Annotated in this window: 18 protein-coding genes and 1 tRNA gene; 4 read left to right on the forward strand and 15 right to left on the reverse strand. The window is 59.5% G+C overall.

The genetic code is table 11. The features are described from left to right. Position 1: 1 nt before the first annotated feature. The 15 genes from hypF to BN1118_RS08015 all read right to left on the reverse strand — a co-directional run bounded on the left by hypF (position 2) and on the right by BN1118_RS08015 (position 18384). Entirely contained in the window at positions 2–2428 is a 2427-nt protein-coding gene (hypF, locus tag BN1118_RS07955; protein ID WP_043555407.1) for a carbamoyltransferase HypF, read from the reverse strand. Further along, a complete protein-coding gene (selB, locus tag BN1118_RS07960; protein ID WP_043555409.1) occupies positions 2425–4329 on the reverse strand; it encodes a selenocysteine-specific translation elongation factor in 1905 nt (634 codons plus the stop codon). The genes hypF and selB overlap by 4 nt, the downstream gene beginning before the upstream one ends. A gap of 4 nt (positions 4330–4333) precedes the next feature. Then, on the reverse strand, positions 4334–5809 hold the full coding sequence (gene selA / locus BN1118_RS07965) for an L-seryl-tRNA(Sec) selenium transferase (RefSeq protein WP_043555410.1): 1476 nt from the start codon (positions 5807–5809) through the stop codon (positions 4334–4336). Positions 5810–6076: 267 nt separating this feature from the next. Beyond that, positions 6077–6168, reverse strand: a tRNA-Sec gene (locus BN1118_RS21625). Positions 6169–6381: 213 nt separating this feature from the next. Further along, a complete protein-coding gene (gene hycI / locus BN1118_RS07970) occupies positions 6382–6873 on the reverse strand; it encodes a hydrogenase maturation peptidase HycI (protein ID WP_043555412.1) in 492 nt (163 codons plus the stop codon). Beyond that, on the reverse strand, positions 6873–7286 hold the full coding sequence (locus BN1118_RS07975) for a formate hydrogenlyase maturation HycH family protein (RefSeq protein ID WP_043555413.1): 414 nt from the start codon (positions 7284–7286) through the stop codon (positions 6873–6875). Before BN1118_RS07975 ends, hycI begins: the two co-directional genes overlap by 1 nt. Beyond that, positions 7279–8094, reverse strand: a complete 816-nt coding sequence (locus tag BN1118_RS07980) for an NADH-quinone oxidoreductase subunit B family protein (protein ID WP_043555414.1) — start codon at positions 8092–8094, stop codon at positions 7279–7281. Before BN1118_RS07980 ends, BN1118_RS07975 begins: the two co-directional genes overlap by 8 nt. Beyond that, positions 8094–8651, reverse strand: coding sequence for a formate hydrogenlyase complex iron-sulfur subunit (locus BN1118_RS07985; protein WP_043555415.1), 558 nt, complete (start codon positions 8649–8651; stop codon positions 8094–8096). The genes BN1118_RS07980 and BN1118_RS07985 overlap by 1 nt, the downstream gene beginning before the upstream one ends. A gap of 9 nt (positions 8652–8660) precedes the next feature. After that, complete coding sequence (locus tag BN1118_RS07990; RefSeq protein ID WP_005315165.1) at positions 8661–10379, reverse strand: hydrogenase large subunit; 1719 nt, start codon at positions 10377–10379, stop codon at positions 8661–8663. A gap of 65 nt (positions 10380–10444) precedes the next feature. Then, positions 10445–11398 (reverse strand): respiratory chain complex I subunit 1 family protein, encoded by a 954-nt coding sequence (locus BN1118_RS07995; RefSeq protein ID WP_043555417.1) that lies wholly within the window; start codon positions 11396–11398, stop codon positions 10445–10447. A gap of 1 nt (position 11399) precedes the next feature. Continuing rightward, positions 11400–13283, reverse strand: coding sequence for a hydrogenase 4 subunit B (gene hyfB, locus BN1118_RS08000; protein ID WP_043555418.1), 1884 nt, complete (start codon positions 13281–13283; stop codon positions 11400–11402). Further along, entirely contained in the window at positions 13283–13978 is a 696-nt protein-coding gene (locus BN1118_RS08005) for a 4Fe-4S dicluster domain-containing protein (protein WP_043555419.1), read from the reverse strand. Before BN1118_RS08005 ends, hyfB begins: the two co-directional genes overlap by 1 nt. A 666-nt stretch (positions 13979–14644) precedes the next feature. Continuing rightward, positions 14645–16513, reverse strand: a complete 1869-nt coding sequence (gene kup, locus BN1118_RS08010) for a low affinity potassium transporter Kup (protein WP_043555420.1) — start codon at positions 16511–16513, stop codon at positions 14645–14647. A gap of 581 nt (positions 16514–17094) precedes the next feature. Continuing rightward, the gene (locus BN1118_RS21630; RefSeq protein ID WP_156994852.1) at positions 17095–17682 is read right to left on the reverse strand and encodes a hypothetical protein; all 588 of its coding nucleotides are present in this window, start codon (positions 17680–17682) and stop codon (positions 17095–17097) included. A gap of 84 nt (positions 17683–17766) precedes the next feature. Then, on the reverse strand, positions 17767–18384 hold the full coding sequence (locus BN1118_RS08015; protein WP_043138355.1) for a hypothetical protein: 618 nt from the start codon (positions 18382–18384) through the stop codon (positions 17767–17769). 769 nt (positions 18385–19153) lie between these two features. Here BN1118_RS08015 and BN1118_RS08020 point away from each other — a divergent pair. The 4 genes from BN1118_RS08020 (at position 19154) to BN1118_RS08040 (ending at position 25007) form a co-directional block, all read left to right on the forward strand. After that, positions 19154–19768 carry a 4Fe-4S binding protein gene (locus BN1118_RS08020; protein WP_043555421.1) on the forward strand — a complete coding sequence of 205 codons (615 nt, stop codon included), beginning with the start codon at positions 19154–19156 and terminating at the stop codon, positions 19766–19768. A 135-nt stretch (positions 19769–19903) separates the two neighbouring features. Beyond that, positions 19904–22048, forward strand: a complete 2145-nt coding sequence (fdhF, locus tag BN1118_RS08030; protein ID WP_084214041.1) for a formate dehydrogenase subunit alpha — start codon at positions 19904–19906, stop codon at positions 22046–22048. An 82-nt stretch (positions 22049–22130) separates the two neighbouring features. Further along, entirely contained in the window at positions 22131–22529 is a 399-nt protein-coding gene (locus tag BN1118_RS08035; protein WP_043555424.1) for a hypothetical protein, read from the forward strand. A 363-nt stretch (positions 22530–22892) separates the two neighbouring features. After that, positions 22893–25007 (forward strand): sigma 54-interacting transcriptional regulator, encoded by a 2115-nt coding sequence (locus tag BN1118_RS08040; protein ID WP_043555426.1) that lies wholly within the window; start codon positions 22893–22895, stop codon positions 25005–25007. Positions 25008–25012: the final 5 nt, after the last annotated feature.

Here is a 25012-nt window from a genome sequence, read left to right on the forward strand (position 1 = left end):
TTCAGGACTCCGACAAGGTGGCACAACCGGTTGTGGCAGGCTGGTGCGTGGCAATATGGTGGATGGCAAACCAGAGCTGACCGGCGGCTATGCCACCGTCATTGAGCGGCAGGGTTTCGCTGGTCAATACCTGGCGACCGGCGGCTTCGAGGCCGGGCACAAGCTGATCCATCAGCACCCGGTTTTGGAAGACGCCGCCCCCGAGTGCCACCGGATAGCCAGGGAAACGCCCGGCCAGGGCGATGACCAGATTGCTGACAGCGCGGATAAAACCGGCGGCCAGGCTGGCGGTTGAGGTGCCTTTGCTCCGCTCGCCGACAAGGGTATTGAGCAGCTCTGCCCACTCAATAAGCAGTGGCCCCTCTGCGCTCTGGTTCAGGCCAAAGGCGAGGGGGAAGGGCAGTTCATCCGGTGTCAGCTGCAAGGCAGCTGCCTCCAGAAGGAGCCCGGCTTCGCCCTCGTAATCCGGGGTATCGATCACCCCCAGCAGCGCCGCGACGGCGTCGAACAGGCGGCCGATGGAGCTGGTATGGGGGGCGTTGCGACCCAGGCGCCAGAGCTGGTGCAGGTTGCTGATCCGCTCAGCTGGCAGTTGCTTGATCGCCGGAATATCGAGGGCGCAGATCTCCTCCACGCCATACGACTCGAACAGCAGCCCCAGCAGCTGGCGCACCGGCTCGCGGATGGCCGCCTCGCCGCCGATCAGCTTGAAGGGTTTGAGGTGCGCAACCCGTGTAAAGCCCTTCACATCGGCCAGCAGCAGCTCGCCACCCCAGAGGGTGCCGTCATCCCCAAGGCCGGTGCCATCGAAGGCAACCCCCAGAACTGGGCCCCTGATGTCGTGCTCGGCCATCACAGCCAGCAGGTGGGCGTGATGGTGCTGCACCTCGAGATGGGTCGCACCCTCTGCCGCGCAATAGCCCTTGGCCCACTGGTGGCTGAGGTAGCCCCGGTGGCAGTCCGACACCAGCAACTCGGGCTTGAGATCGTAGAGTTCGCGAAAGGTGGCGAGGGTCTGCTCGAAGTGGCCCTGCATCGGCAGGCTGTGCAGATCGCCGATATAGGGGCTGTAGATGCGCTGGCGGCCAAAGGCCAGCGCCAGCTGGTTCTTCTGCTGCGCCCCGACTGCCAAGAGCGGCGCCCTGACAGCCTGTTTCAGACTGGGGGTGCAGGGGGCGTAGCCCCGGGCGAGGCGCAAAGTTTGGCGCCGCCCGCCTGCCCACTGCACCAGACTGTCGTCGCAGGGGTGCAGTATGGGGCGGTTGTGATCCAGGATGCCGTCGATTTCACCCCCGAGTTCCCTGACCACAGCATCGTACTCGATGAGGATCGGGCTGCCGCGACCATTGGCGCTGGTGGCCACCAGCGGTAGGGCACAGGCGTCCAGCAGCAGTTGATGGAGCGGGGTATAGGGGAGCATGACCCCAAGGTAGGGGATGCCGGGGGCTATCCCCTCGGCCAGCGGGGCCGCGGTGTGTTGGAATTCTGACGGCCGTTCATCCTTGGTGCGCTTGCGCAGCAGGGTGATGGGTCTGGCCTGAGAGGCGAGCAGCTTCCACTCGTCTTCGCTGCCGGTGACATGCAATTTGGCCTCGGCAAGGGAGCCCATCATCACCGCCAGCGGCTTGCGCGCGCGCCGCTTGAGCGCTCGCAATCTGGCGACACTCTGTTCATTGCGGGCATCACATATCAGGTGATAACCCCCCATCCCCTTGACCGCGATCAGTGCCCCCGCTTGCAGGGCGCGGGCAGCCATTTGCAGGGCATCCTCGAGCTCGGCCAGGGTATCGCCGCGGCCGCTGCGCCAGCTGAGATGGGGCCCGCACTCGGGGCAGCTCACCGGCTGAGCGTGGTAGCGTCTGTCCAGCGGATCTTCATACGCCGCAGCGCAGCGCGGGCACATGGCAAAACCCGCCATGGCGGTGTGGGGTCTGTCGTAGGGGAGGCGGCGGATGATGCTGTAGCGCGGGCCGCAGTGGGTGCAGTTGGTAAAGGGGTAGTGATGGTGGCGATCGCTTGGGTTGGCCACATCCGTGGCGCACGCCTCGCACATCCCCTGATCCGGCGAGATGGCGACCGTGGCGGCGCTCTGCTGCTGGCTCGCTTTAATTCGAAATTGGCCATGGAACTGGTCGTCGTAGTCGGGGTCAGCATCTCGGGGAAGCTCCCGCTCGCTGAAATGATCGATTCGGCTAAGCGGCGGCGCCAGCTCCCGCAGTTCGCGGGCAAAGGCGGCCAGCCGCTCGGGCAGGCCTTCGGCACCTATGGTGACGCCATTGGCGTCGTTCAAGACATAGCCGGCAAGGCCGTGGCGCAGCGCCAGCCCATAGACGAAGGGGCGAAAGCCGACCCCCTGCACTATGCCGTCGATATGAAATTCGCGGCGCAGCCGGGTTGCTGCAGAATGGGCTGCTAGCGTGGCCGTCATGCCGGCTCCTGCTGCATGGCGTCTTGAGTCTGTGGCAGGCGCAACACCCGACGCTCGTTCTCCTCGCGCCGCACCCAGCCATCCATCTCCATGCGCAGGCAAAACGGAATGGCGTATTTACGCGACAAACCGGTGATCTCCTTGAAGGATGCCATGTCGATCAGATCTCCCACCTGCTGGCCCGCCAGCACGGCGGCGACCATCTGGTTGTAAAGGGCGGCGTCGTAGTAGATGGGGCCATCGAGCTGCACCAGATACTTGAGTCGCGCCAGGTTGCGCAACTGCTTTTGCAGCGCGCAGTTTTTTTGTAAACCATTGCGCTGCAAGCCCTGCTGCAGGGCGGCGGGCAGCTTGCGGGTGATAAAGGGATCCAGCTCCACGCCGCCGGGGCCCAGTTTACCGGGCTCGTAACCCTCCTTGCCTTGATCTCGCACCACTTTGAGCACCAGCAGCGCCTCTTCCCCCAAATCATCTTCCGACTCGCCGCCGCCCGGCTGCCACTTGTCATGGTGCAAGCGGATCAGCTGCTCGCCCTTGAGTTGCTGGAGCAGGGCGTGCGTGACCGGCAAGGCGATGCCAAATCGGGTCGCGAGCTCGGCGGCGCTAAGCGGTTCGCATTTCAGTGTGGCGAGCAGCCGCTCGCGGCTCTGCGCCAGCCAGTGGTTGTCGAGCAGCCAGTCACCGAGGAGGGTGACCTGGCCCGGCAGCTCGCCAAAGCGGCTGGCCAGCACATAGCCGTTGAGGCCCAGCTGCAGGGTGGCGGGGTTGTAGTGCTCGAGCTCTTCAGGCATCTCGCCCAGCAGGGCGTGCAGCGCCTTGCGTCTGGCGGGGTGAATATCGCCGCACCAGACGATGCGGGCGCCGTGCAACAGTTCGCTGCTGCCGTGGCGGATAATGGCGAGCGGCTGGCCGAAGAAGCAGGGAATGGGGTTGGCAAAGATCAGTCGCGCCAGCCGGGTGTCCTTGATCGGAACAAAACGGGCCCGACCGTGCCAGCTGCCGAGGGCCACTTCCACCTCGCGGTTGCGTTGTTCCCGGATGCTGCCGCCGACCTCGTTCAGTCGCACGATAAGGTGGGTCGCCGCCTCGCACTGGCCGGCGGCGCTGGTGAGGCAGTGGCCGCGGGCCACCTCCTTGTGGGGCACTTTTTTAAGGCCCACTGCTACCCGGCAGACGGCGCCAATCTCATCAAGGCTTTGATGATAGGCCTGCAGCGAGCGCACCTGCACCTCCCGATCGGCGGGGTAGAGGCGCAGCTTGTCCCCCACCTTGAGGCTGCCCTGCTGCAGGGTGCCGGTGAGCACGGTACCGGTGCCGTTGGCGGTAAAGATTCTGTCTACATACAGTCGCGGGGTGGCCTGTTCGCGGGGGGCATGATGCTCGGCCATATCCCCCAACTGGCGCACGATGGCGGTGTGCAGGGCGGCCATATTCTCGCCGGTCTTGGCGCTGACGCTGACGATATCGGGCACCATGCCGCTCTCGTCCATCACCCGCTCCAGCAGGCTCTCTTCCAACAGCAAAAGCTCGTCGGCACTGATCAGGTCGCACTTGTTGATGCAGACCAGCAGGCGCGGTACCCCCATCGCCTTGAGCAGGCGCAGGTGATCGCCGGTCATCGGCATCCACCCCTCATCGGCGGCGATGACCAGCAGCACCAGATCCAGACTCCAGAGCCCCGCTACCATGTTGCGGATATAACGCTCGTGGCCGGGCACATCGATGACGCCTATGGTGTTGCCCTGACCATCGTCAAAGTGGGCAAAGCCGAGATCCTGGGTCATGCCGATGGCCTGTTCATGGGCGCGGGAGGTGGTGATGCCGGTGAGGGCCTTGATCAGCAGGGTCTTGCCGTGATCCACGTGGCCGGCAAGACCGATAACGGCGCGATAGGGGGTCATGGGATCAGGGCTCCTCGGTCGCATTGATCTGGGCGGGCAACAGCAATTCCTTGAGTTGGGCAATCAACAGCTCCATCTCAGCCGGTAGCAGGGTGGCCATATTGAGCAACACCTTCTGCTGGCGCACCGTGGCGATGACAGGCACCGGCAATTCCCGCAGGGCGTCGAGCAGTTGCTGGGCCGGGCGCGGATCTGTGCATTCGAGCGCCAGCGCCGGGTAGAATTCGTCCGGCAGGGTGCCGCCGCCCACCACCAGCTGGGCGGGCACCTCGGCAAAGCAGCCGGGCAGGGTGGCCATCAGCTGATCGGCCCTGGCCTGCATGGCGGCGGGCTTGCTCAAAGTGCGCTGGGCGATGCCCTCGCCGATGGGGGACTTGTTGAGCTTGTGGATGAGCAGGCGTTCCAGCAGGGAGTAGACGATGCGGCTCGGGCGGAAGGTGCGCATCATGGGGTGTTTTTCCAGCCGCTTGATGAGATCGCTGCGGCCGCTGATGATGCCCGATTGCGGGCCCCCCAGCAGCTTGTCGCCTGAGTAGCAGACCAGATCCGCCCCCGCCTTGATGTACTGGCGCACCGAGGTTTCGTCCGGCGCAAACTCTTCTGTGGTCAATCCCGAACCCTGATCCACCGCCAGCACCACCTGCTCCGGCAGGGCTCGGGCCAGCTCGCCGATGTCGGGGGATTCGGTAAAGCCGCGAATGGCGAAATTCGACCTGTGCACCATCAGCACCAGCGCGGTCTGATCTGTGATGGCATCGAGGTAATCTCGGGCTGTGGTGATATTGGTGGTGCCCACTTCCACCAGTTTGGCGCCGGAGAGCGCCAGAATATCGGGAATGCGAAAACCGCCGCCAATCTGGATCTGCTCGCCGCGCGAGACGATCACCTCGCGCCCCTTGGCCACTTCCTGCAGCAGCAAAAAGAGCGAGGCGGCGTTGTTGTTGACCACCAGCGAATCTTCGGCCTGGGTAAGGCAGCCAAGCAGGGGGGCGATCAGCCCCTTGCGCCCGCCGCGTTTGCCGGTGGCGAGATCCAGCTCCAGATTGTTGTACCCGGTGTTGAGATCGCGCACCTCGTCCCACAGATCGGCACTTAACGGCGAGCGCCCCAGATTGGTGTGCACCAGGGTGCCGGTAGCGTTGATCACCCGGGTCTGACGTTGGCGTAGCTGCTGTTGGCAACGCCTGGCAATCAGCGTCTCGATCTGCTCGGGGGTGACCCCATGCTGGCGAAAATCTTCGCTCTGGCGCAGTTCACTAAGGGTCTCGCGCACCGCCTGAGTCACCAGCGGGCGGCTCAGCGCATCGATAAACCCAGCGAGAAAAGGTTGCTGCAGCAGCTGTTCCACTTGTGGCAAACGGCGCGCTTGTTGCTGGCTGGACTGTGACCGTGAATCTGGCAGTGAATCGTTGGCAGTCGACCCTGGCTCGGGCTGGCTGTGGGAGTGGGCTATGGCTGGCGCGTGAGACGGGTTCGGCATGGGATTACCAGGGCAGTGCGTGGGTTTGACATGCACACAGCTTTGCCGATAGAGAGGCCGAGTTGACGGGTTATTTCAGTGCTGGCTGGTTACTGATTCTTGCAAATATCGCGCATGAATTAATGATGAATTGATGCTGATAAATTAATTGTTGGCCAGAACGACAACCTGCGATCGGATTATATTGGCAAGCGGCAAGCACCGTTTTTAAACAAGCATCAACCGGCTTTGAAATGTGGTTGATTCAATTTTTCCAATATATGTAATTGGCGGAAGAGGCAGGAATCGAACCTGCCAAAGCCTTCTCGGCTCACATCGGTTTTGAAGACCGAGGAGGCCACCAGACCCCATCAACTTCCATAATGGCCGCCATTTTGTGGCAAATTTCTGTGACTGGCAACGCTTTTTTTATCATGAAAAAGCGAGGGTTAGCGGTTTTTTGAAAAATCAAAAGAACCTTGTTTTATATCAAATTCAGCACGATTAGCCCGATATTTTTAATTTAACATCGGGCCTCGATCACATTGCCATAACCGTCAGTCAATAACGGTCGTTAACAACTCGGTAAATAGTTATCGCTCGGCGTTGGAAATATTCCACTGGTCCAGTCGTTCTATTAACAAGCTGGTATCCTTGGCGGCATCAAGATGCTGATAAAGATAATCCATCGCCTCGCTCGCCATCTCTGTCATCGGGAAGGAGAAAGCGACTATGGCCGGTTGCACCCCGACAAAGATCACCTCGGGGACAAAGGTCTTGAGCTCGTCGATCAAAAAATTGAGCGGCATGTTGTGGGTCGAGAAGATAAACATCTCGGCTATGGTTTCGGGGGGGATCACCTGCAGGGTACCCGCCTTCTCGCCGATCTCGGCGGCATCCACCAGCACCACCCGCGCCGGTTGCAGCTCCCGCACCTTGTGCACCACATTTTCCGGCGCTATGCCGCCGTCGATATGGATCCAGCCGGGCAGGGGGACGGCTTGCAGCTTGTCCGCCAGATAAGGGCCGGCACCGTCGTCCCCCATCATGGCATTGCCCACGGTCAACACGAGATTGCAGCCCATCAGCGGCTCCTTACCATCAGGTACATATGGGGATCGTTATAGAGGGCGGTGAGCTGATCCATAAAGGTGTTGGTCCAGCCCAGCTGCTGCTCATCGAGCACATTGTCGGCTTTGCGCAGTCGGTCGAAGGCGCAGGCCAGCATATGGCAGTGCTCGCGATAGATGGTGATCTCGCCAAAGGTGAGAAACCCCTCCATCTTGCGGCGCGCCTCGCTGCCGGTTGGCAGCTTGGCCACCCAGTCGCGATAACCCGTCAGCGGGCAGACCAGATCGGCACTGAGGCAGTCGACAATGCCGAGGTGATGGCCAATGGCGAGGCTGTAGTACATCACCTCTTTGGCCTCTTCCGGCACGTCGAACTGCTCATCCACAAACTTGCGCGAGAGGCGGTAGAAGAAAACCTTGTCAGCCATGCACCGCCTCTCCCTTGCCGGCCGCCCGGTTGAGGCAGGCGTTGGCCAGGTTGTTGACGATCTCCGACAGGCGCGGGTCGTCGTGCTGATCGAGATAGCTCTGGATGCGCAGATCCACATCCTGCTGGGTCGCCCCTTCGAGCAGGGCCATAAACTCGTCGGCTATGGTCTGTCCCTGACGGTATCCGGCCATGCGGCGCGCTTCGCGCTCGATCATCACCCGAATTTCATTGGGGATGCCAGTGTGGCGCAGCTCGACCCGCTCACCCGGTTGCACCTCGTGGCTGGTGGCGGTCAGTTTCTGCTCAAGCAGACCCAGCGCCACCGCAAAGCCATAAATGGTAGCCGCGGGAGTGGGAGGGCAGCCTGGGATATAGACATCCACCGGCACTATCTTGTCGGTGCCACCCCAGACGCAGTAGAGATCGTGGAAGATGCCGCCGTCACAGCCGCAGGCACCGTAGGCGATGCAGATCTTGGGATCGGGGGCCGCCTCATAGGCGCGCAGGGCCGGTACTCGCATCGCCCGGGTTACCGCGCCGGTAAAGAGCAGGATGTCGGCGTGGCGGGGGGAGGCGACCACTTTGATGCCGAAGCGCTCGGCATCGAACAGCGGTGTGATGGTGGCGAAGATCTCTATTTCGCAGGCGTTGCAGCCACCGCAATCGACCCGATAGACATAGGCCGAGCGGTGAATGTCTTTGAGCAGGGTCTTCTTGAGTTTGGTGATCTCGGGGTCCTGTGCCAGCGGCACGGCGCGGGTATGGGCATGGCCGACAACCGGTTCTATGCCTTTGATCTTGCTCATCACATCCACTCCTGTTGTGTGGTAATCGGTGTGGCAATTGGTGTGGTCAGGGCCGAGTCAGGCTGGCTCAGCATGCTCTGTTTTCGTTTGCAGTCGGGGCAGTGGTGAAGCCGCTCCGGGGTCGCCAGCGGCGTGCCCGCCTGCTTGAGGGTGTCCTCCACCAGTGCCACCAGCTTGCTCGGGGCAAAGTAGGTGCCGCACAGGGTGCAGGGGGCCAGCGCGAAGCGGGCCTCCTCATACAGGTCGGCCTTGTTGGTCACCGCCAGTTCGAACTCGGGAGAGAGGGCGATGGCGCGGGTCGGGCAGACCTCTTCGCAGCGGCCACAGAAGATGCAGCGCGCCATGGAGATCTCCCAGCGCCGCTCGCCGGTTTCCATATCGACGTCCATCACCAGCGCGTTGGCCGGGCAGGCCTTGGTGCAGGCGGCGCAGGCGATGCACTGATCCGCCTGATATTTGGGTTTGCCGCGAAAATCCCGGTTCACCTCGTAGGGGGCGAAGGGGTACTTGGCGGTCGGTGTGCCAGCCTGGAGTATGGTCTTGAACAGCTTGATCATGATGACCCCTTACTTGAGCGGAGAGTTTTTGCGGTCGATACCGTAGCGCTCGATCTCCTTGTAGGAGACCACGGTGGACTTGCCCTTCTTGGGATCGACCAGGGTGACCCGATCGGTACAGGAGTAGCAGGGATCCAGACTGCCGATAATGAGCGGCGCATCGGCGACGGTATTGCCACGCAGCATGTAGCGCAGCGCAGGCCAGTTGGCGTAGGTGGCGGCGCGGCAGCGCCAGCGGAACAGCTTCTGGTTATCCCCGGTCATGCTCCAGTGGACGTTCTCGCCGCGGGGCGCTTCGGTAAAGCCCAGCGCAAACTTGCCCGGCTGATAGGTGAACCCTTCGGTGAGCAGTGGCCCCTCCGGCAGGTGCTCAAGACCAAACTCGATCATGTCGAGGGAGTCGTAGAGCTCGTGGATGCGCACCAGCACCCGGGATTGCACGTCGCAACCGGCCAGGGTCTGGATCTCCATCGGCAGTTCGCGATAGGCGGCAAAGTCGTGCACCCGACGCACGTCGCGCTTGAAGCCGCTGGCCCGCACCATGGGGCCGACGCAGCTGAAATCGCGGGCGATTTGCGGATCGAGGCGGCCTATCCCCACCAGACGGGAAGTGATATTGGCGGTATCCAGCAGCATGGCCACCAGCGGTTTCAACTCATCACGCAGCTCCCGTACCAGCTGGGCGCCCTTGATGCGATCTTCCTTGAAGATATCGCGGCGCACCCCGCCAATCAGGTTGAGGCCGTAGGTCTTGCGGGCGCCGGTCAGCAGCTCGGCCAGGGTCATGGACTTTTCCCGCACCCGGAAGAACTGCATGAAGCCGGTGTCGAAACCGGTGAAGTGGCTCGACAGGCCGATGTTGAGGATGTGGCTGTGCAGGCGCTCTACTTCCAGCAGTACGGCGCGGATCATCTTGGCCCGCTCGGGCACCTTAATGCCCATGGCGTTCTCCACCGAGGTGGTGTAGGCCACGCTGTGGGTAAAGCCGCAGATGCCGCAGACCCGGTCGGTCAGGAAGGCCACTTCGTTGTAGCCCATGCGGGTTTCCGCCAGCTTCTCCATGCCGCGATGGACATAGAAGAGGCGGTAGTCGGCATCTATGATGTCTTCCCCATCGACGAACAGGCGAAAGTGCCCCGGCTCGTCCGAGGTGATGTGCAGCGGGCCCACCGGCACGATGCGGTTGGCCTCATTGCCCAGCTCATTGACGAAGGGGTAGGTCTCTGTGTCGGTGGTGGGCATGGGGCGCTGGCGGTAATCCATGGCATCTTTGCGCAGGGGGTGGATATCCTCCGGCCAGTCATCCGGCAGCACCAGCCGCCGTTCGTCCGGCAGGCCGACGGCGCGCAGGCCGTACATGTCGCGGATCTCCCGCTCGCCCCACACCGCCGCCGGAATGGTCGGGGTGATGGAGGGGTACTCCTGCGAGGTGGCTTCGACCAGCACCTTGACGGTGATCCAGCTCTTGGTGTCGCCCTCCATGGAGAAGACGTGGTAGACGGCGAAGTGGCCGTTGAGGCTGCGCTCGTCATTGGCAAACGAAACCGAGAGCCAGCCGCCCTGCTTGTGGAAGATCAGGCTGGTGAGGGCCACCAGGCTGGTGGGCTTGACGGTCAGGGTGGCCTGATCAGCGGTCTGCCACTGCTCGTCGATAATGGCGTGGGGCAGTTGCTGTCGCAGTTGCTGGATATAGTCGCAACCGATGCGATCCGAAATGGCGATGGTCATGCAGTTCTCACTTTAAATTCGCAAATGATGAAATCGAAAAAAGCAGCTGTGATGGCGGGCATGAGTTATACCCCGACCAGATAGGCGAGCAGCGCCAGCAGGGCCAGCCCCAAGCCATAGCGGGTGAGCTTGTGGGTGCGCACGAACTGGGTGCGGGCCATGGAATTCTCGATGATGCCCGCGAGTGAAAAGGCCACCAGCAGCTTGCAGAGCAGGATCAGGGCGGCCACCGCCAGCGCGGGCAGGCTCCAGTTCGCCGCCTTGCCGAAAGGCAGGAAGATCACCAAAAAGAGCTGCACCACCACTAGCTGCTTGAGGCCCATGCTGAGCTTGAGCAGGGCCAAACCGGCGCCCGAGTACTCGGTGAGCGGCCCCTCCTGCAACTCCTGCTCGGCTTCGGCGCAGTCAAAGGGCAGCTTGCCCATCTCCACAAACACCGCGAAGGCGCAGGCGGCCCCCGCCAGCAGAGTAGCGATGGGCGCGGCCAGCGGCTGGGTGGCGACGTAGCTGCTGATGTTGCCCAGATCCGAACTGCCCACCATCATCGCCATGATGAAGCAGGCGAGCACCAGAATGGGCTCCACCAAAATCCCTAAGGTCAGCTCGCGGCGGGCACCGATCCCGGCAAACATGCTGCCGCTGTCCAGCCCCGCCAGGGAGAAGAAGAAGCGGAAGATGGCGAACAGGTAGATGTCGGTGATGAGATCCCCGGCGATGGGAAAGGGGGACTCGTGGGTCAGGGGCGGCAGCGCCATCGCCACCAGCAAGAGGGCGGCGATCAGCAGCGCCGGCATCAGGTTGAAGATGATGCCGGCAGGCTCCGGGGTCACCTCCTGACGGCGCAGGAGCTTCCCGATATCCCGGTAATCCTGCAGCAGGCCCGGCCCCTGACGGGAGTGCATTTTGGCCCGCAGCACCCGGTTGAAACCTGTGGCCAGCGGCGCCAGCGCCAGCATGGCGATGGCCTGGGTCAGGGCGAGGGCAACCATGCCCCAGCTCGGCATTTCAAGAACAGGCATATCAGACTCCTACAGCCATCAGGATAAAGAGCGCCAGCACCAGGCCGTGCAACAGCCAGCCAGCGGCAGAGGGAGACGCGCTCACCCCGTGCAGGGCGGTGGCCAGATCAAGCTGTGGCTGTTTGCGATAGAGCGGGGCACAGAGTTGGCGCAGGGTATGGGTGACACCACCGGAGGTGAGGCTCATGCGCTCCTCGTAGGCGTAACCGCAAGCCCAGGGGGTACCGGCGTGACGACGACCCAGCTTGGGCCCCTTGAAAATGGCCACGACCAGCAGCGGGATGAGGAACAGCCCCAGCAGGGTGATGGCAATCACAGGCGGGGAGAGGATCGCCTGTGAGCTGCCCTGCGCCAGCAGGGTCGCACCAGTGGCCACGCTCATCTGGCCCATGAGGTGAGAAGAGACGAGCGCTTGACCGTAGCCGCTGACAAAGGGGGCAATCCAGGGGGCGCCCAGACCCAGCACCAGACAGACCGCTGCCAGCAGCAGGGTGCCTGCCACCATGGCATTGGGTACTTCGCGGGCCTGACTCGCTTTTTCGCTGCGCGGGGCGCCGCAGAAGCAGATGCCATACACCTTGACGAAACACATCACCGCCATGGCGCCGGTCACTGCCAGCATTACTACCGCCAGCGGGGCAACGACAGAGGTGCCGAGTTTGGTCATGGAGAGGAGCGCCTGATAGATAAACCACTCGCTGACAAAGCCGTTGAGGGGCGGCAGCGCCGAGATGGCCATGGCACCGATAAGGAACGCCAGCGCGGTCCAGGGCATCAGCTTGGCGAGGCCACCCATCTTGTCCATGTCACGGGTGTGGAGGCGGAACATCACAGATCCTGTGCCCATAAAGAGCAGGCTCTTGAAGATGGCGTGGTTGAGCAGGTGATAGAGGGCGCCGAGCAACCCCAGCACCACCAGCGCCGGTTGCTGGTTGGCGATGCCTATCATGCCGATCCCCATCCCCATCAGGATGATGCCGATGTTCTCCACCGTGTGGTAGGCGAGCAGCCGCTTGAGATCGTGCTCGGCCAGCGCAAACAGCACCCCGAGCACTGCCGAGCAGGCACCGAAGATCAGCACCATGTAGCCCCACCAGAGCTGGCTGGCGCCGAGAAAGTCGATGCTGACCCGCAAAATGCCGAACAGACCCAGCTTCACCATGACGCCGGACATCAGCGCCGAGATATGGGAGGGGGCGACGGGCTCGGCCACCGGCAACCAGCCGTGCAGGGGCACGAAACCGGCGCGCAGGCCAAAGCCGCAGAAGCTGAGCAGGAACACCAGAGAGGCCAAGCCGCCCGCTAGATGGTGCTCGCGCAGCGCGGCGAACTCCAGCGAACCGCTGTCGCGGCAGAGCAGCCAGAAGGCGATCAGCACCAGCGCCATGCCGATATGGTTCATCACCAGATAGAGGCGGCTCTGTTTGGCCGCGTCCGGGTTGGTCTTGACCAGCCAGTAGGTGGTGAGGGTCACCAGCTCGTAGCAGAGCAAGAAACCGAGCGCGTTGTCGGCCAGTACCATGCCCACCATGGCGAACAGGAAGAGGTTCATCAGCGCGCCGATGGCCACATCGCCCTTGCCCTGATATTCGCGAATATAGGCAAAGGAGTAGAGGGAGACAGCCAAGCCCACAAGCGTGATCACCAGCAGCATCAGGACTGACAGCATATCCAGATGGACCGAGCCCAGCAGCCAGAGCTGGCCGTCGATGGGGGCACCTTGGGCAAAGATCTGGATGGCGGCGACCAGACCCGCGAGCGAGCCCAGCAGGGCAAAGCCGCTATTGAGGCGGTTGGCAAGCCAGGGCTGCTTTTGCAGCAGCAGACCGGCGGCTGCGCCCAGCAAAAAGAGCAGGAGCGTGGCCATAACAAGGGGGGACAACATCAGCAGGATCCCTCAGTGATTGAAGCGTCGGGTGAAACAGGCGCAGCCGTGGCGGTCGAGCAAGACGCGGTTGCGCAAGCAGAGGCCGAGAATGCGGGGGCACCTTGTGGGTGAGCATTGGCCGCTTGCAGACGACGGTCGCGGGCGGCGTTGGCGCAGGCAGTGTCGTTGACCATGCTCAGTGACTGGGAGGGGCAGGCCTCGATACAGGCGGGGCCTTCGGCGCGAAACTCGCAAAGGTCACATTTGACCGCAATGCTGCGCACGCCCGGCTCCCAGCTCAGCAGATCCTCGCCAAAGCAGCGCAGACTGGCGGAGGTGGAGGGATTGCTGGATCGGATGGAGCAGGGGATATAGGTGTCGTAGCTGTTGGCCATGGCCACCGGACGGCTGCCACCGCTCTGGATTGCACCGAACGGGCAGGCCACGGCGCACAGGTTGCAGCCGATGCAGAGCGACTCGTTGAGCTGCACGTAATCGCCGGTCTGGCGAATTGCTTCGACCGGGCACACCTTGATGCAGGGGGCATCGTCACAGTGACGGCACTGAACCGGCATGGTCGCCTGCTCGTGTCGCATAACGGTTAATCGGGGGGCTTGCTGCAAACCTTGCGCCTTGTGAACCGTGCTGCAGGCCGCCATACAGGTGCCACAGCCGATACACAGCTTGGGGTCAGCGATAACGAAGCGGTTCATAGCCTACCTTGTCGTGTCGCGAACGGAGAGAATAGGGGCAGGATGGCAAAATGCGGGCCAAATCTGAGGTGATGCCAAAAATGAGTTTAAGATACTGTTTTTAAATGGTTTTAATTTTAATGTCGAGCCATGGCGAGGACGCGGCACAGTGTCTAAGTGTGACGTTCGTCACTTGTGACGAAGGGCGGGAGAGGCTTCGTCACCTCGGAAAAACAGTGCCGACAGGGAGCAATGCGGAGTCGTAATGAAGGGCGGAAGGGTTATTCGTTTGCGATAGGGAATGGGGTACAAAAAACGAAATGAATTGCACCGTTTGCAGCCATATGGTCGTCGTGGCGTGCTCCCTTCTCCCCTCGCGGGAGAAGGGTTGGGGATGAGGGGGAAAGTAAGCATATGGTGCGCGGTGCACTGTGCTTGTTGCACCCTACGGCTGTTGTGAGAGGGGGCGGTATAGCCGTAAGTGAGCAGGTTCGATTAGGTGTAGGGTGCAAAGAACGAAGTGAATTGCACCGTTTAGCCATATGGTCGCCGTGCTTTGCACCCTTCTCCCCTCGCGGGAGAAGGGCTGGGGATGAGGGGGCCGGTAATTGGGGTTAACGGCAAAGAGAGAGGGAGGCCAAAGCCTCCCTCTCTCTTGCTGGCGTTCTTTATGCCCTCAGAACGCCATCAGATATCCACCTGTGAGCCCAGCTCTATCACCCGGTTGGGCGGGATCTCGAACTGATCCGGTGCGCGCAGGGCGTTGCGCTGCAGCAGCATAAACAGCTTGCCGCGCAGATAGAGGTACCAGGGGCGCTCCTTCATGATCAATGACTCGTGGGCCATGAAGAACGAGGTTTCCATCATGCGGCAGCTCAGCCCCTCCGCGTTGCAGCGGTGGAAGATCTCCTCCATGTTGGGGGTCTCGCGCCAGCCGTAGCTGGCCACCACCCGCCAGAAGGTGGGGGAGAGCTGCTCGATGTAGACCCGGCGCACGTTGTGGACGTAGGGCACATCCTCCACCCGCAGGGTGAGCAGGATGATCCGCTCGTGCAGCACCTTGTTGTGCTTGAGGTTGTGGAGCAGCGCATGGGGGATCACATTGACCACCCGCGACATATAGACGGCTGTGCCCGCTACCCGGGTCGGCGGGGATTTTTCCAGCGAGGCGATCATGGGCTCGAGCGAATTGCCGTGCTCGTTCAGGCGGCGAATGAGCTGAAAACGCTCGCTCTTCCAGCTGGTCATCAGAGTGAACATCACCGCGCCCAGGGTGAGCGGCAGCCAGCCACCGGAGAAGATCTTGCCCAGGTTGGCGGCAAACAGCGGCACGTCGATGGCCAGCAGCAGGGCGAACAGGGCAGCCACCAGATAGGTGGGCCAGCGCCAGCTGTTCTTGGCCACGGAGCAGAAAAGGATGGAGGTGAGCACCATGGTGCCGGTGACGGCGATGCCGTAGGCCGCTGCCAGATTGCTGGAGTGCTCGAAGCTCATGATGACGATCACCACTGAGATATAGAGCATCCAGTTGATGACGGGAATATAGATCTGGCCAGACTCCTGCTCGGAGGTGTGGACGATGCGGATGGGTGAGAGATAACCGAGCCGCACCGCCTGCCGGGTGAGGGAGAAGACCCCGGAGATCACCGCCTGGGAGGCGATGACGGTCGCCATGGTCGCCAGCACCAGCAGCGGCAGCAGCGCCCATTTTGGGGCGAGCAGGAAGAAGGGGTTGGCGATGGCCGCCGGGTTGCCCAGCAGCAGGGCCCCCTGGCCGAAGTAGTTGAGCACAAGCGACGGCAGCACCACCACAAACCAGGCGAGCCGGATCGGGTTCTTGCCAAAGTGGCCCATGTCGGCGTAGAGCGCCTCCACCCCTGTGATGGCCAGCACCACGGCGCCGAGGGCAAAGAAGGACGTGGTCTGGTACTCGGCGAAGAAGCGCAGCGCCCAGATGGGGTTCAGCGCCCCCAGCACCTCGGGATTCTGGATGATGCTGCGCAGTCCCAGCACGGCCAGAGTCAGAAACCAGGTGAGCATGATGGGGGCAAACAGCTTGCCCACCATGGCGGTGCCATGTTTTTGAATGGCAAACAGCAGGGTCAGCACCAGCACGGAGAGCGGCACTATATAGGGGTCGAGGGAGGGGGCCATCAGGCTCAAGCCCTCGATGGCCGACATCACCGACATGGCCGGGGTGATCACCACCTCGCCATAGAAGAAGCTGCCGCCAATCAGCCCCAGGATGATCAGCACAGGCGTCCAGCGGGGAGAGGCGTTGCGGGTGGCCAGCGACATCAGGGTGAGAATGCCCCCTTCACCGGCGTTGTCGGCCCGCATCACGAAGGAGAGGTACTTGACCGAGACCACCAGGATCAGCAGCCAGAAGATGAGGGAGAGAAATCCCAGGATGGCGGCGGGTTCGGCACCGATCCCGAATTGACCCGACAGGCACTCACGCAGGGTATAGAGGGGGCTGGTGCCGATATCACCATAGACCACGCCAATCGCCGCCAGCGTGACGCCGGACAGGGCTTGTTTGTTATCACAGCTCATGAGGTTATCTTGTTACACGTTTGCCAAAGCACAAGGGCCCGAACGCTCAGGAAAACCCTGGTATTCAATCGGGATAGCATTAAGAAATTGCGATGGGAAAGGGAGTTAACTGGATATAAAGGGGCTCATTATGGGACACAGTCTGTTCATCTGCCGTTAAGCGTATGATGACACACACTCTGTGGGATCATGCTCTGGTATAAATAATCAAAAGGGGCTTTTGAACGAAATTATTAATTATCCATTGATTGAAATAACCCGTCGGGATGCGTACAAGCGTTTGTTTTCTCTGAGTATCCATGTTGGTCAGAGTTTTCAATCAGGTTGGTTGAAAAATAAACGATAAAATGCTGACCAATAAATTGATGCAGAGGTGGGTAAAGAGGACAGAGTTGGGTGGCAATGGAGTCTTTTTTGTCAGGTGGGAAAAGGTAGGGGGCAATGGACAAAGTGAATTGCATCACTAATTAAAAGATGAAAGAAGTGCAATGTGCTGCGCTTACCGTACCCTACGACACTAATAACAGTTCTCAATGGGGGAGCATCCTACAGTTCGTTTTGCATATCAGGCTTGGTCGATTTTATCGATTGCCATTATATGCTACATCTGATTTATCTATGCCAATATCTCGTCTCATGGCATTTGTTAAATATAATGTCTTCGTTCTTATTATCTCCCAATTTGTTGTTTCTCCATCAAATACGATAGCCAACAAGTGATCTATAAATGCATCATTAGCATCCATGACTTCTTGCGGTGCGATCATTGCAAGATAACCATATATTTTCAGTCTTTCTGTTTCAAAATTTTCTTTTTCTTCAGGAGATAATTCTCTTTTATGTTGCAATACAATCATCTCAACTTTGGCCAGCATTATTGCTACGAGATCAATCGTGGCCCTATAAATAACCAATTTATCACTATGTTCTCTGAGGTGAGTTTGTTTATAAATTTCCAAATCATTATTTAATTCTGCCAAATGTAGCTGGTTTTCTTTTTGTAGCTGGATTCTTAGACGCTCTAATTTTTGTTCATGATTGGCACTTTCTGTCGCCATAAGACGATCGGCCCATATTTTCCCTAAATAATTTGACAGGCCAAGAATAATTGCCCCACTACCACCCAAAGATGCAATAATGGTTGCACCAATTGATAAGTATTCACTCATATCAATAATCCCTATATAATTAATAATGACTTCTATTGTTTACAGTCAATATCTACAAGGCTCCATATATTTCTATCAAAGGTTTTATAAATTGTGCTCTTTTTTATACAGGAATGGCAAAGTGACGGCAAAGGTAATTGAATCATCTCCAAAAACTTTTTTACCGTTGTAGCTAGCGACATAGCGTTTTAGAAACATATATGCTTCTTCATTATATGGGTCACTATCATCCTGCTTGTGAGTTTTTAATAAATCCTCTGCGTACTCAACAGCGTCAAAAGTGTTTCTTTTACCGGTGGTTATTGATAAAAGATAGCCGTTTATAATTTTATCCATGTAGTAATTAAGTTTGTTTATGACTGCTATTGTTTTTGCTTCACCTAACTTAGAGTTAACGGTTTTTAACTCACTCTCTTTTTCTTTTATCAAAAAGCTAAGTTTAGATTCTTGAACGTTCAGCGAAGCAATCGATTTTTGATGCTCGATAATTTTACCGTTTAAGCCTTTTATTTGGTTGGTTAATTCATTTTTTGTAGAGACAAGAGATTGGTTTTCAATTTTTGCTTGTTGTAACTCTTTTTCTTTCTCAAATACAGGGTGAATAGTGCTGAAATATGCCCATACACCAAAGCCTAAACTTAGGATCGTTGATATTTTAACCATGTGTTCCAGAAAACCATCGTCCTGCTTATACAGTTTCACTGACTCCCTCCATATTTGTAATTGTCAGGTTAAAAAATTATTTATCTGGCTAGAGAATTTATTTTTCCATCCTCACTCATTTCCTAAGTGTCAGAGTCCACTTTTGCTTTTTTTTAATCAATTCTATTAATTTCCTATCTGCATGGTAACGCACTTCAACGAAGCGTTGCCAAGTGGCACATATTAACCGGAGGGATAGAAAACTGAAGGGGTAGGGGCCTAAAACCTGCTCTGGCTCAACAAATCAGTCATTAAACGACCTATTTTTGTTCGGTTTTACTTGGTGATGGCTTGCTGGCTTGATAGAAAAATCAAGCCACTTGCCGCAGCTCCAAGCTGCTTTTGCGTACTGCGCATCCCATTTTTAGCCCTTGGCATCGCTTGTCTCCCCGGATGTTGTCCCTCCGCTTGTCTGGTTTATGGTGCCCGATCCGTGCTCCAAACCCCTTTGAATGACTCTGTTACGCGGTTGGGGCAGGGGCCTGTCAGCCGGTGTCGAGCTCGTCACTTTTGTCGTGTCGATCACAGTTCGGCGAAGCTGTCGTCATCGTCATCGGCTTGAAAGTCGTCGTCTATGTTTCTTATTACCCCTTTATTTTCAGCTAGTTGCGAACTTTATTTGGCCCATCCCCGCTTTTGGTCTGATAAATGCTTTGTGGGTGAGCCGGCTGCGTCGTCGATGTGAGAGTGTGCGCCCCTGAGGCGATGACACTTGGGCACGCCGGACGATGCCAGTACGGCAGTAACGAAACATTTAGGATCCCTCTCTATGAACAGCTTCGTGATTGCAGATCCCAGTCTTTGTATTGGGTGTCGTACCTGTGAGGTGGCCTGCGCCGTGTCACACCAGTCAACGTCCTGCGCGGGTACCGTTGAGCGGGAGGGCGGCCTGCGTCTTGCCATCGAGGATGGACATCTGGTCTCCAAGGACAGCTATTTCCAGCCGCGCCTCAAGGTGATCGTCGGCAGCAAGGTGACCACGCCTGTGCTCTGCCGCCAGTGTGAAGACAAGCCGTGTGCCCTGGCCTGCCCCAACAATGCCATTGTCAGCGAGGATGGTTGCGTCAAGGTGCTGCAGGCGCGCTGCATCGGCTGCAAATCCTGCGTGGTGGCCTGTCCTTACGGTGCCATGGCGGTGGTGGTGAAAGAGGTGGCGCCCGCTGCCGATGCGCTGTTCAAGCGCCCGCAGACCAAGGCGCAAGCCTTGAAGTGCGATCTCTGCCGTCACCGTGAAGCGGGCCCGGCCTGTGTCGAGGTGTGCCCGACCCAGGCGCTGCGCTTGGTGACCCCGGAGTCGCTGGGCGAACTGAACCGCCAGAAGCAGTTGGCCAGTGCCGAGGCGATGGCGGCCTGCCAGCGCCAGCCGGTCTTGGCACAGGGGTAATGCATTGGATGGCGTGCGCAGGCCCTTGCTGGCCGCCGCTTGCGCCTCTGTGCGCTCTACCCCTGGCAAGCCATTTTCGTTGAAGGCCTTTTATCGTTAACAGCCTTTTACCGTTAACAAACAAGAGTGTGAGTCATGAAAAAAGTCATTACCGTCTGCCCCTATTGCGGCACCGGTTGCAAGATCAACCTGCTGGTTGAAAACGACAAGGTGGTGGGTGCCGAGGGCGCCAACGGCCGGACCAACGAGGGGCAGCTCTGCCTCAAGGGTTATTACGGTTGGGATTTCTTGAACGACACCAACCTGCTGACCCCCCGTCTCAAGAGCCCTATGATCCGCCGCGAGCGCGGTGGCAAGCTCGAATCCGTCTCCTGGGACGAAGCCATCGACTTTGCCAGCAGCCGTCTGTCCGCCATCAAGGCGAAATATGGCCCGGACGCCATCATGACCACAGGCTCGGCCCGTGGCCCTGGCAACGAAGCCAACTATGTGATGCAAAAATTTGCCCGCGCCGTGCTGGGGACGAACAACGTCGACCACTGCGCGAGGGTGTGACACGCACCCTCAGTCTCCGGTCTGGAGACAACTGTAGGCAATGGCGCCATGAGCAACGCCATTCCCGAAATTCAAGAGACCAAGTGCCTGCTGGTGTTTGGTTACAACGCTGCTGACTCTCACCCCATAGTCGCCCGCCATATCCTCAAGGCGAAGGCAAACGGGGCCAAGGTAATTGTGTGTGATCCCCGCATGGTGGAGACCGCCCGCATCGCCGATCAGTGGCTGCCGCTCAAAAACGGTTCCAACATGGCGCTGGTCAACGCCTTCGGCAACGTGCTGATCGCCGAGAACCTCTATGACAAGGCGTTCGTCGCCAACTACACCGAGGGGTTTGAGACCTACAAGGCGCTGGTAGCCAGGTACACCCCGGAATACGTGGAGGGGATCACCGGCCTCAAGGCCGCCGATATCCGCGCCGCCATTCGCACCTATGCGGCCTCGCCTGCCTCCATGATCCTGTGGGGCATGGGGGTGACCCAGTACGGTCAGGCAGTGGATGTGGTCAAGGGGCTGGCCGGGATTGCGCTGCTGACCGGCAACTTCGGTCGCCGTGGCACCGGTTGCGGTCCGGTGCGCGGGCAGAACAACGTGCAGGGCACCTGTGACATGGGGATGCTGCCGCACCAGTTCCCGGGTTATCAGTCGGTGAGCGATCCCGAGATCAGTGCCAAGTTTGCCAAGGCGTGGGGCGTACCGGCGCTCTCCCAAAAGCCCGGCTACCGGCTGACGGAGCTTGGCCACAAGGTGGAGGAGGGCAAGTGCAAGGCCTTCTACATCTTCGGCGAAGATCCGGCCCAGACCGAGGCCGACCTGGCCCAGTTCAGGCGCACCCTGGGCGGCATGGATCTGGTGATCGTGCAGGACATCTTCATGACCCAGACCGCCGAGATGGCGGATGTGATCCTGCCCGCCACCAGTTGGGGCGAGCACGAGGGGGTTTACAGCTCGGCGGATCGCGGCTTCCAGCGCTTCTACAAGGCGGTGACGCCACCCGAGAACGTGAAGCCGGACTGGGCAATCTTTTCGCTGATGGCCACCGCCATGGGGTATCCCATGGAGTACCACAACACCCAGGAGATCTGGGACGAGATGCGCGCCCTTTGCCCGCTCTATACCGGGGTCAGCTACGACAAGATAGCGGATCTCAAGAGCGTGCAGTGGCCTTGCCCGACCGAGGATCACCCGGGCACCAGCACCCTGTTCGAGGGGAATGTGTTCACCACCCCGAGCGGCAAGGGTCAGCTGATAGCCTCCGAGTGGCGTGCGCCGCTGGAGCAGCCTTGTGCTGAGTATCCGCTGGTGCTCTCCACAGTGCGGGAGGTAGGGCACTACTCCTGCCGCTCCATGACAGGCAACTGCTCGGCGCTGCAGACCCTGGCCGATGAGCCCGGCTATGTGCAGATCCACCCGAGCGATGCGCAAAAGCTTGGGGTGAAGGATCAGGCGCTGGTGTGGATCTCGTCGCGACGCGGCAAGGTGATCACCCGGGCCAACTACAACGAGCGGGTCAACGCCGGTGTGGTCTACATGACCTACCAGTGGTGGATCGGGGCGTGCAACGAGCTGACCATAGAGCACCTTGATCCCGTCTCCTACACCCCCGAGTACAAGTACTGCGCGGTGAAGATTGAGCGTATTGAGGATCAGCCCGAGGCGGAAGTGTACGTCCAGACTGAATACAGCGCGCTCAAAGCGAAATTGCGCAGCGCCGCCAAGGGGTAATCGTCGTTAAATAAAGTGGATCCAGGCTCTGTTCACAGGGCCCGGATCCCCTCATCCTTTTTTCAGCTGGCAGGTGTCCTTCATGAAAAATGAATTAACTCTCTCATTCGGGATCTTTTATGTTTCCGCTTATTTTCTGGCGATGTTATTGGGGCTGGTCTGCTTCTGGTGGCACGATGAGCTGATATTTCTGCTGGGGTTCGGTTTCTTCGGCTGTTTTATCGCCGCGCGCATCGCCATGGGCGCCGTGCTGGCGGCGCTGAGCGTTCAGGCGGCCTGGCTGATAGCCTTTCTCTCCACCACCCTGATCAATGGCCTGCTGACGGGCTTGCTGGCGCTGGTGATCCTGCTCACCCATCAGGCGGTGTCTGCAGAAATAGCCGACAATATCAGTGGGTTATTGATTGCATTTCAGCTGCTGTCGGCCGGCTTTATCCTGGGTGGCCTCAAGCTCTACAACTACCAGCTCATCTCCTCCTGACGAGGCGCAGCCATGGGCAAGCGGCGGCTATCCAGTCAACCCATCAAACGACGCCATGCGGCGACGAGGGCCGACAGGAATTGGCGGAGCACGGCAATATATGTGAGCCAATGTGAGCATATTTGGTAGTGATGGCGGGATATTGGCGCTGGCCTGTCTGGTTGTAATGGGGATAGGGCTACCTTATTATGCGACAGGCAGTGAGAAGCTATTTCAAGGCATGTTAGTTTTTATAATTAAGCGTTAAGTTTTTAAAAATTAATTATAACATCTGACGGATCTGGCTGACCTGTTGTTTACCGTCGTTGCTGACCGCAATGTGCCCGCAATCTTTTGCCCATATAGATGTAACGTGAGGCCAGAATGCTGAATGTGAGTGCCATTCCGTTAACCGACATCTCACCCATCTGGGATGACGGCTTTCTCTCTCTCTCCAAGAACCTGCTCTCCGCCGTCACCCTGGATGATTTCATCAAGAAGCTGAACCGGATAGACGCCTGCTTCGCCGGGGTGACCCGGGTCAACCTGATCCTCAATCTGGGGGCGGGGGAGGAGGCCCTCTTCTACTTCATGGGGGAGAAGGGCCCCAAGCACCTGGTCTGCGCCAAGGCAGATCTCCATTTCTCCAGGGAGCAGGCCATAGTGCTGCCCGCGGCCCGCTTTCACAACCGCTGCGAGTTACTGGCGGCGGCCGGGGTGTATGAGGGGTTGCACTCTTACTGCCAGTTGCCCATCACCACGGCCCGCAGCCACCTGGGCGGGGTGGAGTTCATCAGCCCGGCGGCCAATGCCTTCCCGATGGAAACCCTGGCCAAGCTGACCCAGCTGGCGGCCATCGTCGCCATTGCGCTCGAAAACGTGCTCGACAAGGAGCGCACCCTGGAGCAGGCCAACTCCCTGCGTCTGGAGCGCGACAGCTGCAAGATCCTGGTGGATGTCACCAATGCGGTGATCAAACTGGTGCGCATCGCCGAGCTGCCGAGGAGCCTCTTCTCCATACTGCAGCACCACTTCTCCATCAGCAGCCTCTGCCTGGCGGAATACAACGCCACCTCCGACAGCTTCAAGAGCTATCTGGTCAATCAGCAGCAGAGCGATCAGCCCGGCATCATCAACCACTCCTGTTTCGAGAAGAACTGTCTGCAGGGGGCGCTCGGCCACAGCGAGCCCTTCTTCATCTATCGGGAGCAGGGCCACGGCTGCGATTCGAGCTGCCGCTTCAGCTCCCAGATACTGCCGGCCGATGCGGACAGCTCCTGTATACTGCCGCTGCGCTATCGGGGCAATCTGCTGGGGGTCTTGATCCTCTCCCACCCGGATGCCGATTTCTTTGCCGACATCGATATCTCATTGCTGGAGCAGGTGGCGGCCCGCACCGCCATTGCCATGAACAACGTGCAGGCGCAGCAGGAGATCTCCAACACCACGGGGGCCCGCGAGAAGACGATCCGGGTGGCGGAGCTCGAGCCCAACGCCGATTTTTCCAGCATCATCTATCAAAGCGCCGTCATGGAGAGTGTGCTGGAGAAGGTGAAGCTGGTGGCCCAGAGCGACTGCTCAGTGCTGATCCTGGGGGAGACCGGCACCGGCAAGGAGCTGATCGCCCAGGCCATCCATCGGCTGAGCGATCGCCGCGAACAGGAGATGGTGAAGGTAAACTGCGCCGCCATTCCCACCGGCCTCATCGAGAGCGATCTGTTCGGCCACGAGAAGGGGGCCTTTACCGGTGCCCTGGCCCAGCGCATCGGTCGCTTCGAGCGGGCGCACAAGGGCACATTGTTTCTGGACGAGGTGGGGGACATGCCGCTGGACTTGCAGCCCAAGCTGTTGCGGGTATTGCAGGAACACGAGCTGGAGCGGGTCGGCAACAGCAACCCCATCGCCATCGACGTGCGGCTGGTGGCGGCCACCAACTGCGATCTGCTCTCCATGGTCAAGAACAAGCGCTTCAGAAGCGATCTCTACTACCGGCTCAACGTCTTTCCCATCGAGTTGCCCCCCCTGCGCGAGCGGCGCGAAGACATACCGCTCTTGGTCAACTTCTTCATCAAGAAGATCGCCAAGCGGATGCGGCGCAACATCACCTCGATCCCGGCCGATGCCATGAAGATGCTGGTGTCGCTCCCCTGGTACGGCAATATCCGCGAGCTGGAAAACATCATAGAGCGCGCCGTGGTGATGACCCGGGGCCATGTGCTCAACCTCTCGCCGGACGAGCTGATGCCGCTCAAGGGCTATCACAAGATAGAGACCCTGGTCTATGACGAGCCCGAGCAGGCCTTGTTCAAGGGCGGCAGCGGCCAGAGCGAGGGGGTGGAGGACGAGCGCCAGACCATCATAGACACCTTGCGCGAATGCAACGGCATAGTCGCGGGGGAGCGGGGCGCCGCCAACCGGCTCGGCATGAAACGCACCACCCTGCTGTCGAAGATGAAGCGGCTCGGTATCTCGGCGAAAGCCCCCCAGACCCTCAACTAAGGGCT

The sequence above is a fragment of the Aeromonas bestiarum genome, from assembly GCF_000819745.1.
GTDB lineage: Bacteria > Pseudomonadota > Gammaproteobacteria > Enterobacterales > Aeromonadaceae > Aeromonas > Aeromonas bestiarum.